Source organism: Leifsonia aquatica H1aii (genome assembly GCF_000633535.1).
Taxonomy (GTDB): domain Bacteria; phylum Actinomycetota; class Actinomycetes; order Actinomycetales; family Microbacteriaceae; genus Leifsonia; species Leifsonia aquatica_A.
In genome coordinates, this window is sequence record NZ_AYMR01000004.1 from 25,763 (window position 1) to 38,114 (window position 12,352).

The window sequence follows — 12,352 nt, forward strand, 5'->3', positions numbered from 1 at the left end:
CTATCCTCCGCCAATCCGCGTCGGAGCGCGAACCGGACGATCCGATCGGACTGCCGCCCCTGGCGCGATCCGACGGCCGGGACGACACTGGTGCCCACACGACCCAGGAGGAACGGCATGAGCAGCATCGTGGTTCAGGAGTTCATCACGCTGGACGGCGTCATCCAGGCGCCCGGAGGTTCGACGGAGGACGACGAGCGGGGATTCCCGTACGGCGGCTGGCAGATGGACTTCGAGCAGGAGAGCGGGCAGCAGCCGGGTGACGGATCGCCGGACGACGACGTCATCGTCGAATGGGAGAAGCGGACGGAGGCGCTGCTGCTCGGGCGGCGCACGTATGAGATCTGGGCGCAGGCGTGGGGCGTCTGGCCCGAGGACGCACCCGGCCTGCAAGGCGAGTTCACCCGGCGCTACAACCGCGTGCCGAAGTACGTGGCGTCGCGCACCCTCACCGAGGTCGGCTGGAAGAACTCGCAGCTGCTCGGCGACGACGTGCCGGCCGCGGTGGCCGCGCTCCGTGCACAGCCGGGCGGGGAGATCCGCGTCTGGGGCAGTGCGGACCTCGTCCAGACCCTCGGCGCGCACGACCTGGTCGACGAGTACCGGCTCGTCGTCTACCCGCTCGTTCTGGGCACGGGCAAGAAACTCTTCGCGGAGGGGTTCCCCCGTACCCGGCTCGCACTGGTCGAATCCCGCGCGCTCGCGTCCGGCCTGCTGGTGAACGTGTACCGGCGCGCGAGCGACGGCTGAGCGTTCCTCGCTCCTTCTTGGTGCTACTTCTTGGTCTCGGTGTCGCCCGAGAGTGCGGCGATGAACGCCTCCTGGGGGACCTCGACGCGGCCGACCATCTTCATGCGCTTCTTGCCCTCCTTCTGCTTCTCGAGGAGCTTGCGCTTGCGGGTGATGTCTCCGCCGTAGCACTTCGCCAGGACGTCCTTGCGCATCGCGCGGATGTTCTCTCGAGCGATGATGCGGGCGCCGATGGCGGCCTGGATCGGAACCTCGAACTGCTGGCGCGGGATGAGTTCGCGCAGGCGGCCGGCCATCATCGTGCCGTAGGCGTAGGCCTTGTCGCGGTGGACGATCGCGCTGAACGCGTCGACGGCCTCACCCTGCAGCAGGATGTCGACCTTGACCAGGTCGGCCTCCTGCTCCCCCGCGGGCTCGTAGTCGAGCGAAGCGTAACCGGCGGTACGGCTCTTGAGGTTGTCGAAGAAGTCGAAGACGATCTCACCCAGCGGCATCGTGTAGCGGATCTCCACGCGATCCTCGCCGAGGTACTCCATGCCGAGCAGCGTGCCGCGGCGGCTCTGGCAGAGCTCCATGATGACGCCGACGTAGTCCTTCGGCGCGAGGATCGCCGCCTTGACGATCGGCTCCTCCACCTTGTCGATCTTGCCGCCGGGGAACTCGCTCGGGTTCGTGACGGTGACGGTCTTCTTGTCCTCCGTCGTGACTTCGTAGATCACGCTGGGTGCCGTCGTGATGAGGTCGAGGCCGAACTCACGGGAGAGCCGCTCCGTGATGATCTCGAGGTGCAGGAGGCCGAGGAAGCCGCACCGGAAGCCGAACCCGAGCGCCACCGATGTCTCGGGCTCGTAGACGAGCGCGGCGTCGGAGAGCTTGAGCTTGTCGAGCGCCTCTCGCAGCTCCGGGTAGTCGCTGCCGTCGAGCGGGTAGAGACCCGAGAACACCATCGGCTTGGGCTCGGTGTAGCCGGGCAGCGCGACGGTCGCCGGCTTCGCGGCCGTCGTGATCGTGTCGCCGACCTTGGACTGGCGCACGTCCTTCACACCGGTGATCAGGTAGCCGACCTCGCCGACGCCCAGGCCCTTCGACGGGGTGGGCTCGGGCGAAGAGACCCCGATCTCCAGGATCTCGTGCGTGGCCTTGGTGGACATCATCTGCACGCGCTCGCGCGGGGAGAGCTTGCCGTCCACCATGCGCACGTACGTCACCACACCGCGGTAGCTGTCGTAGACGGAGTCGAAGATCATGGCCCGCGCGGGCGCGTCCGCGACCCCGACGGGGGCGGGGATCTCCTGCACGACCCGGTCGAGGAGTGCGTCGACGCCCATCCCGGTCTTGCCGGACACGCGGAGTACGTCTTCCGGGCGGCCGCCGATGAGGCTCGCCAGTTCGGCGGCGTACTTCTCGGGGTCGGCGGCGGGCAGGTCGATCTTGTTGAGCACCGGGATGACCGTCAGATCGTTCTCGAGCGCCAGATAGAGGTTCGCGAGGGTCTGGGCCTCGATGCCCTGTGCCGCGTCGACCAGCAGGATGGCGCCTTCGCAGGCGGCGAGGGACCGAGACACCTCATAGGTGAAGTCGACGTGCCCGGGCGTGTCGATCATGTTCAACGCGAAGGTCGAGCCCTCGTGCGCCCAGGGCATCCGCACTGCCTGGCTCTTGATCGTGATGCCGCGCTCACGCTCGATGTCCATGCGGTCCAGGTACTGGGCGCGCATGTCCCGCTCGGCGACCACTCCCGTGATCTGCAGCATCCGATCGGCCAGAGTGGACTTGCCGTGGTCGATGTGCGCGATGATGCAGAAGTTGCGCAGGTGTGCGGGATCGGTGGCGGCCGGCTCGAGGGCCGTCAAAGCTCGTGGTGACATCGTGCCGCCATTCTCCCATGAACGGCCGAGCGCCCGTGCCCGGTCAGGCGAAGCGCTCGGCGCGCTCCACCACGCGGCCGGCGCCGTCCTCCCAGCGGTACACCTCTGCACCCTCGATGAACACGCGCTCGGCGCGCGAGTTCACGTCCAGCGGGTCGCCCGACCACACCACGACGTCACCGTCGCGCCCTGGAGCGAGGGCGCCGATCCGCTCGTCCAGGCCCAGGAAGGCCGCCGGGTTCACGGTGAGCGCCTCGAGGGCGGTCTGGCGCGGAAGCCCGTCCTTCACGGCGAGAGCCGCCTGGTAGACGAGGAAGTTGATCGGCACGACCGGGTGATCGGTCGTGATCGCCACGCGGACGCCGGCCGCGGCCAGGGTCGCCAGGTTGGCGATCGCCCGGTCCCGCAGCTCGACCTTCGATCGCGAGGTGAACATCGGCCCGAAGATCACCGGGATGTCGCGCTCGGCCAGCACATCGGCGATCTTGTGCGCCTCGGTGCCGTGGTTCACGACGAGCTTGTAGCCGAACTCGTCGGCGAGCCGGAGGGCGGTCGCGATGTCGTCGTGGCGATGGGTGTGCTGATCCCAGTAGAGCTCGCCGTCGAGCACCCGGGCCAGCGTCTCCTTGGTCAGGTCACGGGCGAACGGCTTGCCGTCCCGCTCGGCCTCGGCCCGCGCCGCGCGGTAGTTCTGGGCGTCGACGAAGGCCTCGCGGATGATCATCGCCACACCCAGACGGGTGCTCGGCGTGACGTTCTTGCCTCCGTACACCCGCTTCGGGTTCTCGCCCAGCGCGGACTTGACGCTGACCGAGGCCTTGATCACCTGCTCGTCGATGGTGCGCCCGCCCCACGACTTGATGGCCACCGTCTGGCCGCCGATCGGGTTGCCGGAACCCGGCTTCACCACGATGGAGGTCACCCCGCCGGAGAGGGCGTCGCGGAAGCCTTCGTCGTCGATGTTGACCGCGTCGATCGCGCGCACGGCGGCGGTGTTCGGCGTCGTCATCTCGTTGGTGTCGTCGCCGGCGGGGCCGTTCGCCTCCTCGTGGATGCCCACGTGGCCGTGGGACTCGACGAAGCCCGGGAGCACCCACTTGCCGGTGGCGTCGACTGTCGCGATGCCGTCCGGGACCGAGACCTCGCCCGCTGCGCCGACCGCCGCGATCACGCCGTCGCGGATGAGGACGGTGCCGCCCTCGATGGGCTCCCCGAGCACGGGGACGACGCGGGCGTTGACGATGGCGATGCTCGATGAGGTCATGGCGTCGAGCCTACGCTCGCCCTTCACACCCCGCCGATCCTGGTTCAAATCGGTGGACGAGTCGGGGAATGCACAGCGGCGCGGTGCGATTGGGGACAGTATGAGCATCCTCCTGACCGGCGCGACCGGCTACATCGGCACCTCCGTCCTCCCCCGCCTGATCGAGGAGGGGCACTCCGTGACCGCCCTGGTCCGCGACGCCGCCAAGGCCGCGGTCGTCGAGGCGGCGGGTGCCACCGCGCTCATCGGCGACGCGACCGACAGCGAGCTGGTGACGAGCGCGGCTCGTGACAGCGACGGCGTCATCCACATCGCCTCCGGGCAGGACGTCGACCCCGGCTTCGTCCAGGCCGTCCTGACCGGCCTCGCCGGCAGCGGCAAGCCGTTCGTGCACACCGGCGGCATCTGGACCTACGGCTCGAATGCGGACATCACCGACGACTCCCCCGCCGCTCCTCCCGCGATCACCGCCTGGCGCGGTGCGAACGAGGCCGTCGTGCTGCGGGCCGAGGGCGTGCGCGGCATCGTCGTCGTGCCGTCGATCGTCTACGGCCACGGCGCGGGTCTCGCGCGGGTCGTGGTCGACGCGCCGCGCGGCGACGCCGCCACGCCCGCCCTCCACCTCATCGGCGATGGGGAGCAGCACTGGGCCACCGTGCACGTCGACGATCTTGCGGCACTCTACGTGCTCGCGCTCGAACAGGGCGACGCGGGCGCCGTGTACCTGGGCGCGAGCGGGGCCAACCCGACCGTGCGCGAGCTCGGTGCGGCGGCGGCATCGGCCGCCGGGGTCGCCGGAGGTGTCGTCGCCGAGACGGTCGACGAGACCGCGGCCCGGCTGGGGGCCGGTCTCGCGGAGGCCCTGCTGCTGGACCAGCAGTCGCGCGGGTCGAAGGCGCGGATCGACCTCGGCTGGGAGCCGAACGGACCGACCCTGGTCGAGGAGATCACCTCGGGCTCGTACGCTCCGGAGGCCGACGCGACCCGCTGAGACGGCGGCATTTGGCGCCAGGGTGAGCCGCTGGTAAAGTTGTTTGTTGGCTTGCGTGTGGGTGTAACCGCACGAACGCCGCGAGGCGCCCTCTCTCGCTGAGCGGCATTTCCGATACTCACTCCGAACGAAAGTACTCTTCAGTGGCAAACATCAAGTCGCAGATCAAGCGCAACCGCACCAACAAGAAGGCGCAGGAGCGCAACAAGGCCGTCAAGAGCGAGCTCAAGACCGCCATCCGTGCGACCCGTGAGGCCGTCGTCGCCGGCGACAAGGACAAGGCGACCGCGGCGCTGCGCCTCGCTTCCAAGAAGATCGACAAGGCCGCCAGCAAGGGCGTCATCCACCAGAACCAGGCGGCGAACCGCAAGTCGGCCATCGCCAAGCAGGTCGCCGCTCTCTGAGCCGTGGACCCCGCGGGACCTGATCCCGCACCGCGCCGAGCCCCCGCTCCGAGGACCGATGGTCCGAGGGCGGGGGCTCGTCGCGTTACAGCCTCGTCGCGTTACAGCCTCGTCGCAGTGCAGCCCCATCGCGTTACGGAATGGTCGCGGTGCAGGCTCTCCCGGCGCACCGCAGACACGCGTGCTGCTCGTCGGCGTCAGGCGCGCCCGCGCGCGCTGACGATCCGGACCAGCCGTTCGAGGGCGAAGACCGGATCCCGGCCGCCGCCTTTCACGTTCGCGTCGGTCTCGGCGAGCACCTCGATGCATCTCCCGAGCCCCTCCTCCGACCAGCCCTGCAGATCCCGCTTGGCACGATCGACCTGCCACGGCGCCAGGCCGAACTGCTGGGCGAGCTGCCCGGAGCCGCCCCGGGCCCCGGAGATCTTGGCCATCGTGCGGATCTTGCTCGCGAAGGCGGCGACCATCGGAACGGGGTCCGCGCCGGAGGCCAGCGCGTGTCGCATCGTGATGAGTGCGTCGCCGTGCCGGCCGGCGATGGCGGCATCGGCCACCTGGAACGCGTTCGTCTCCACGCGGCCGCTGTAGTACTTGTCCACGGTCGCCTCGGTGATCTGCTCGGCGGCGTCGGAGATGAGCTGCTGGCAGGCCGCGGCCAGCTCGGCGAGATCGTCCGAGAACGCCGAGGTGATCGCCCGCAGAGCGCCGGGTGTCACCTTGCGTCCCGCCGCGGCGAACTCCGCCTGGGTGAAGTCGTACTTCTCGGCGTCCTTCTTCAGCTCGGTGCAGACGACCTCGACGCCGCCGCCGGCCCCGCTGCGGATCGTGTCCAGGAGCTTCTTGCCGCGCACGCCGCCGCCGTGTCGGAGGACGACCACCGTCCCGTCGGCCGGTGCCGCCAGGTACTCGATCATCTCGGTGAGGAACGCGTCGGTGCACTTCTCCACCGCCTCGACGCGGATCAGCCGCGGCTCGCCGAAGAGGGAGGGGCTCGCGAGGGTGATGAGCTCGCCCGGCGCGTAGTCGGCGGCTGAGACATCACTGATCTCGAGGCTGGGGTCCTCCGCCTTGAGCGCGTCGCGGAGGCTCCGGATGGCGCGGTCGGCCAGGAAGCCCTCCGTCCCGGAGACCAGGACGACCGGCGCCGGCCGGATCTGGTTCCAGGCCACCTGCGGGATCGCGCTCGCGGCCGCGCGGGCCTTGCTCGCGCCGGAGCGGCTTGCGCCGCTGCGGCCGGTGTTTCGGTTCGCCACGTTCCTCCTCGTTCCTCTCCAGGATACGGGCGACCACCGGCATCGGCGCGCGCACGGCGCTCGCTCCAGAGCCGCGGTCCGTCGTTCCCCGGCGCAACGAGGAGGAGCCCCCCGGTGTCGGTCCGTGCCGCGACACCGCCGCTGCCGCCCACGAGATCGAGCGCGCGCCGCGTGGGGTGCCCGTAGCCGTTGTCCGCGCCGACGGAGAACAGGCCGATCCGGGGTGCGAGTGCCGCATAGAGCCCGTCGCTCTGGTCCGCCGAGCCGTGGTGGGCGACCTTGAGGACGTCGACCGGCCCGATGCCGCCGGCGGCGAGGAGACGTTCCTGGGGGCGTTCGCCCAGATCGCCGAGGAAGAGCGCGGTCAGACCGGCGCCGCTGGTCCTCACCACCACGCTCCCGTCGTTGCCCGTGGGCGTCCCCTCACCCTCCTCACTCGGCCAGAGGACCTCCCAGCGCAGCCGGCCGAGCGATCCGGCGAGTCCGCGCCGTGCGACGTGCATCGTCACGCCATGCGCGGCCAACGCCCCGACGACGCGCTCGTCGGCCGGCCCCGCGGTGCGGCCGACGACCGCGTGCTCCACCCGATCCACCACCCCGGGGAGGCCGGCGACGTGATCGGCGTCGTAGTGCGTCAGGACCAGCAGGTCGATCCGAGACACGCCGAGCGTGTCGAGACAGGTCGCCACCGCGTCCGGCGTGCGTCCGACGTCGATCAGCCCGATCGCGTCGCCGTCGCGGAGGACGAGCGCATCCCCCTGCCCCACGTCGCACGCGGCGATCTGCCAGTCACCGGGCATCGCGACCGTTCGTGCGACCGGGCCTCCGGCGAGGGCGCCCGCGTAGCCCACGACGGACGCCACCAGTCCCAGGGCCGTCACACGGACGATCGGCCGCGGAAGCAGCCGGCGGGCGGTCAGGACCGCGACCGCCACCAGTGTCCCGGCGCACAGCACGACCCCGGCGAGGCCGTCGACCCACGGGAGCGCCGCACCGGGCAGGCCCGCGGCCGTCTGGGCGATCTGCGCGATCCATGCGGAGGGCAGCCAGGCCACCCGGACGAACAGATCCCCCAGTGCAGGGAACCAGGGCAGCGTCAGGCAGGCGAGGCAACCGAGCACCGTCGCGAGCGGCGCCGCCGGTTCCGCCAGCAGGTTCGCCACGACGCCGTAGAGCGGGATGGTCGGAGTGAGCAGGATGAGAATCGGTTGGCACGCCAGTTGCGCCGCCGCCGGGATCGCGACCCCGAGGGCGATCCCGCGCGGCATCCAGCGGGTCAGCATCCGGGCCAGAGGTCCCGCCAGCAGGAGCAGTCCGGCGGTCGCCGCGACGGACAGCGCGAACCCGAAATCGCGGGACATCCACGGGTCGTGGACCAGCAGGACGATGACCGCCAGGGCCAGCGAGGGCACCCCGTCGGCCGGCCGGCCCCTGGCCAGCGCGAACAGGACGACGGCGGCCATCACCGCCGCGCGCAGAATGCTGGCGCCGGGGCCGACCAGCACCACGAAGGCGAGCAGCGCGCTTCCGGCCACGACGACGCGCAGCCGCCGGCCGGCGCCCAGCCGCGACGAGACGAGGAAGACCAGACCGGTGACGAGGGCGCAGTTCGCGCCGGAGACCGCGGTCAGATGGCTGAGTGCGCTCGCCTTCATCGCCTCGTCCAGCTCCGGGGAGACCGCGGACTCGTCCCCGATCGCGAGCCCGGGAAGAAGGGCACCGCCGTCACCCGGCGTGACGCGGGCGGCGCGGGCGAACGCCGTGCGCACCGGCTGGGTCCATCGCACCCAGCCCGGCGGGTCCGCCACCCGCTCCGCCTCCGCGACGGCGGAAATCCGGAAAGACGTCGACTCGCCCGGCTCGTTCGCGCGCACCGTCCCCGTCACCACGACGACGGCGCCGAACGGCGGCACAGGGGCCCCGGCATCGACCGCGCTCGCAGGGACCGATCCGGTCGACCCGGCCACGAAGACGGTGACCGGGACGCTCACCGCGATCGCCGCGGCCCGCCCTCCGCCGTCGGTGCGACCGTCCGCCCGGCCGTTCGTGCCCGCGACGACCCGTACCGCCGTGCCCTTCCAGCTCCAGCGGTCGGCACCGTCGAACCCGGCCGCGACCCGCCGCCCGGGAGACTCGGTCCGCACGTGCAGCGTGACCGTCTGCCGGCTCTCGGCCGCGACCACGAGAGACTCGGCTGTTCGTCCCGGCGCCCGGACCGCTGTCACCCCGCAGCCCACGGCCACGCCGGCCAACACCACGGCGGACAGCACGGCGGCGGCGAACCCGCGCGCTCGACGCCGACCCGCCGGCACGCGCCCCGCCGCACGGAGGGCCGCGAGCAGGGCAGCGCCGACCGCCGCGCAGACCGCCGCACCCACGGCGACGAACCCGGCCATGTCGGGCGCACCGATCGCCAGCGCGCACGCGACCCAGAGTCCCGCAGCGGGAAGGGCGAGACGCAGGTCCGGCATCACACGCTGACCCGGTCCTTCAGCCCGTCGAACACCTTGTCCCCGATGCCCGTCACCTTCAGCAGGTCGGTCGGTGCGCTGAACCGTCCGTTCGCCGCGCGCCAGTCGAGGATGCGCTGCGCGAGCGCCGGGCCGATCCGCGGCAGGGTCTCCAATTCGGCGAGACCCGCGGTGTTCACGTTCACGACGGCACCGCCCGCCGTCGGGGAGCCGGCGCCCGCCGCGCCTCCGGAGACCGCGGGAGGCGCCTCCCCCTCGCGGGGCACGATCAGCTGCTCGCCGTCGGACACCGGTCGTGCCAGGTTCACCCCCGCCGGATCGGCCTCCGGCGTGAGACCGCCCGCCGCCGAGATCGCGTCGACCACCCGGGCGCCGGCGTCCAGCGTGACCAGCCCCGGGCGGATCACCGCTCCGGAGACGTGCACGAACACCTCGTCGGCGGCTGTGGCACCGCCGGTCGGTTCCCCCTCCGACGGAGCCGAGACGCGCGGTGCGGGCAGCTCGACCTCCGCACCCCGCTGCGCGAAGGCGGAGGCGGCGATCGCGACGACGAACGCGCCGAGGAGCAGCACGATCGCCGCGCCGACGCCCAACCGCAGCCGCCGTCGGTCACGGGGCTCCACATCGGAGGGTTCGGCACGGTGTCGCATCCCTCCACGCTAGGAAGCCGCGATCGCTCGCCGACGCCCCCGGAGGAATCGGTGGAGAACGAGAATCGGCGGCCCTCCTGTGGAGGACCGCCGATTCCGTCACCGCATGCTCAGGCCTTCGGTCGGGTCGCGATGTTCACCAGGCGCGGAGCACGCACGATCACGTTCACCACCTCGCGATCACCGACCGACCGCACGACGGCCTCGGAGGCGCGCGCCAGGGCCTCGAGCTCGTCGCCGGAGATCTTCGGCGAGACATCGACGCGGTCGCGCACCTTGCCGTCCACCTGCACGACGGCGGTCACCGACTCCTCGATCAGGAGCGTCGGGTCGGCCTTGCGCCACTGGGCCAACGCCACGGAGGCCTCGTAGCCGAGGATCTCCCACATGTCCTCCGCCGTGTAGGGCGCGAACAGGTTGAGGGCCATCGCGGTGACCTCGGCGGCTTCGCGCACCGCCGCGTCGGCCGGGCCGGCGCCGGTGTCGATCGCCTTGCGCGTGGCGTTCACCAGCTCCATCAGGCGGGCGACGACGACGTTGAACTTGAACGCCTCGATCAGCCCGGGGGCATCGGCGAGGAAGCGGTGGGTCACCCGGCGCAGCGCCGGATCGCCGTTCTTCCAGACCACGTCCGGCGCGCTCGTGACGTCGTGCGCCACCCGCCAGGCGCGCGCGAGGAACTTCGCGCTGCCCGACGGCGACACGTCCGCCCAGTCGATGTCGTCCTCCGGGGGGCCGGCGAACGCCATGGTCAGGCGCACGGCGTCGACGCCGTGCTCGTCGAGCTGCTCGGACAGCTTCACGATGTTGCCGCGCGACTTCGACATCGCGGAGCCCTCCATCAGCACCATGCCCTGGTTCAGCAGCGCCGTGAACGGCTCCGTGAAGCTGATCGAGCCCATGTCGAACAGGACCTTCGTGATGAACCGGGAGTACAGCAGGTGCAGGATGGCGTGGGTCACGCCGCCGACGTACTGATCGACGGGCGCCCACTTCTCGGCCTCGCGCGGGTCGAACGCCTGGGTGTCGTCCTTCGGGTTCAGGAACCGCAGGAAGTACCAGGAGCTGTCGACGAACGTGTCCATGGTGTCGGCGTCGCGCTTCGCCGGGCCGCCACAGGTCGGGCATGCCACATTGACCCAGTCCTCGGCCGCGCCCAGCGGGCTGGTCCCCTTCGGCTTCAGGTCGAGACCCTCCGCCGGCGGCAGCAGCACGGGCAGCTCCGACTCGGGGACGGGCACCTCGCCGCACTTGTCGCAGTGGATGATCGGGATGGGAGTGCCCCAGTAGCGCTGACGCGAGATCAGCCAGTCGCGCAGACGGAAGTTCTTCGCCCTCTCGCCCAGACCGGAGCCCTGCAGGGCCTCCGTCACGCGACGGATCGCGTTGGACTTGCTCAGGCCGTCGAACGGACCCGAGTTGATCAGGCGGCCCTCGCCGGTCAGGGCGACGCCCGTCTCCGACGGGTTCTCCAGCGGGGCGTCCTCGGGCATCGACGGTTCGCCCGTCTCCGGATCGACGGGGATCACGGGGATGACGCCGGTGACCGGCTGATTGGTGTCGACGACCACCCGCACCGGCAGGTCGAAGGCGCGCGCGAAGTCCAGGTCGCGCTGGTCGTGCGCGGGCACGGCCATGATCGCACCGTGACCGTAGTCGCTCAGCACGTAGTCGGCCGCCCAGATCGGGATGCGCTCGCCGGTCAGCGGGTTGATCGCGTGCCGCTCCAGGAACACGCCGGTCTTCTCGCGTTCCGTGCTCAGCCGGTCCATCTCGGTCGTGCCGCGGACGGCGGCCAGGTACTCGTCGAACCGCTCGCGGACCTCCGGTCGCGCATCCTCCACCAGCTCGGCCGCCAGGTCGGAGTCCGGGGCGACGACCATGAACGTCACGCCGTAGAGCGTGTCCGGCCGCGTCGTGTAGACCGTCACGGCCTCGTCGCGGCCCTCGATCGCGAACTGCACGTCGGCTCCGGTGGAGCGGCCGATCCAGTTGCGCTGCATGCTCAGGACCTTGGACGGCCAGGCGCCCTCCAGCTGCTTCAGGTCGTCCAGCAGGCGATCCGCGTAATCGGTGATGCGGAAGTACCACTGGGTCAGCTTCTTCTTGGTGACCAGGTTGTCGCAGCGCTCGCAGCGTCCGTTGACGACCTGCTCGTTCGCCAGCACGGTCTGGTCGAAGGGACACCAGTTGACCTGGCTGGCCTTGCGGTAGGCCAGGCCCTTCTCGTACAGCTTCAGGAACAGCCACTGGTTCCAGCGGTAGTAGTCCGGGTCGCAGGTCTGGATGACGCGGTCCCAGTCGAAGCTGGGCGCGTAGCGGCGCATGCTGGCCTTCTGCTGCGCGATGTTGTCGTACGTCCAGTCGCGCGGATCCAGGTTGCGCTTGATGGCGGCCCCCTCGGCGGGCAGGCCGAACGCGTCCCACCCGATCGGGTGCAGCACGTTGAAGCCCTGCTGACGCCAGTACCGGGCGATCACGTCGCCCAGCGCGTACGCCTCGGCGTGACCCATGTGCAGGTCGCCCGACGGGTACGGGAACATGTCGAGCACGTACTTCCGCGGCCGCTTGTCGTCCGGGTCCGCCGTCGCGAACGGCTTCAGCTCGTCCCAGACGGGAAGCCACTTGTTCTGGATGGCGGCGAAGTCGTACTGCGCGCCCTCCACGGGCGTGCTCCCTGAATCGTGCTCGTGTGCCACGG

At 70.9% G+C, this 12,352-nt stretch carries 8 protein-coding genes and 1 pseudogene; 3 read left to right on the top strand and 6 right to left on the bottom strand.

All coding sequences use genetic code 11. The features are described 5' to 3' along the window. The first annotated feature begins 117 nt into the window (after nucleotides 1-117). On the top strand, nucleotides 118-750 hold the full coding sequence (locus U870_RS0102555) for a dihydrofolate reductase family protein (protein ID WP_025155854.1): 633 nt from the start codon (nucleotides 118-120) through the stop codon (nucleotides 748-750). A gap of 23 nt (nucleotides 751-773) precedes the next feature. On the opposite strand, the gene lepA is transcribed toward U870_RS0102555, so the two are convergent. Next, nucleotides 774-2,618: a translation elongation factor 4 gene (lepA, locus tag U870_RS0102560; protein ID WP_025155855.1), complete on the bottom strand. Its 1,845-nt coding sequence runs from the start codon at nucleotides 2,616-2,618 to the stop codon at nucleotides 774-776. A gap of 43 nt (nucleotides 2,619-2,661) precedes the next feature. Continuing rightward, a complete protein-coding gene (locus tag U870_RS0102565; RefSeq protein ID WP_025155856.1) occupies nucleotides 2,662-3,882 on the bottom strand; it encodes an amidohydrolase in 1,221 nt (406 codons plus the stop codon). Between the two features lie 100 nt (nucleotides 3,883-3,982). Between U870_RS0102565 and U870_RS0102570 the strand changes: the two genes are divergently transcribed. Then, nucleotides 3,983-4,873 (top strand): NAD-dependent epimerase/dehydratase family protein, encoded by an 891-nt coding sequence (locus U870_RS0102570; RefSeq protein WP_025155857.1) that lies wholly within the window; start codon nucleotides 3,983-3,985, stop codon nucleotides 4,871-4,873. Between the two features lie 143 nt (nucleotides 4,874-5,016). Further along, on the top strand, nucleotides 5,017-5,277 hold the full coding sequence (gene rpsT, locus U870_RS0102575; protein ID WP_025155858.1) for a 30S ribosomal protein S20: 261 nt from the start codon (nucleotides 5,017-5,019) through the stop codon (nucleotides 5,275-5,277). 197 nt (nucleotides 5,278-5,474) lie between these two features. On the opposite strand, the gene holA is transcribed toward rpsT, so the two are convergent. The 4 genes and pseudogenes from holA to leuS form a co-directional block, all read right to left on the bottom strand. Continuing rightward, entirely contained in the window at nucleotides 5,475-6,455 is a 981-nt protein-coding gene (gene holA, locus U870_RS0102580; protein WP_240183618.1) for a DNA polymerase III subunit delta, read from the bottom strand. Nucleotides 6,456-6,790: 335 nt separating this feature from the next. Further along, nucleotides 6,791-9,001, bottom strand: a pseudogene (locus U870_RS25020) (ComEC/Rec2 family competence protein); the annotation flags it as partial. Further along, entirely contained in the window at nucleotides 9,001-9,651 is a 651-nt protein-coding gene (locus tag U870_RS0102590) for a helix-hairpin-helix domain-containing protein (RefSeq protein WP_029947096.1), read from the bottom strand. The pseudogene U870_RS25020 and the gene U870_RS0102590, both read right to left, overlap by 1 nt. A 110-nt stretch (nucleotides 9,652-9,761) precedes the next feature. Then, nucleotides 9,762-12,350, bottom strand: coding sequence for a leucine--tRNA ligase (gene leuS / locus U870_RS0102595; RefSeq protein WP_025155862.1), 2,589 nt, complete (start codon nucleotides 12,348-12,350; stop codon nucleotides 9,762-9,764). Nucleotides 12,351-12,352: the final 2 nt, after the last annotated feature.

What these genes read in the sequence shown, in the direction of transcription:
- U870_RS0102555 (WP_025155854.1), top strand. Translation starts at nt 118, where the DNA reads ATGAGCAGCATCGTGGTTCAGGAGTTCATCACGCTGGACGGCGTCATC.
- U870_RS0102565 (WP_025155856.1), bottom strand. Translation starts at nt 3,882, where the DNA reads ATGACCTCATCGAGCATCGCCATCGTCAACGCCCGCGTCGTCCCCGTG.
- U870_RS0102570 (WP_025155857.1), top strand. Translation starts at nt 3,983, where the DNA reads ATGAGCATCCTCCTGACCGGCGCGACCGGCTACATCGGCACCTCCGTC.
- lepA (WP_025155855.1), bottom strand. Translation starts at nt 2,618, where the DNA reads ATGTCACCACGAGCTTTGACGGCCCTCGAGCCGGCCGCCACCGATCCC.
- U870_RS0102590 (WP_029947096.1), bottom strand. Translation starts at nt 9,651, where the DNA reads ATGCGACACCGTGCCGAACCCTCCGATGTGGAGCCCCGTGACCGACGG.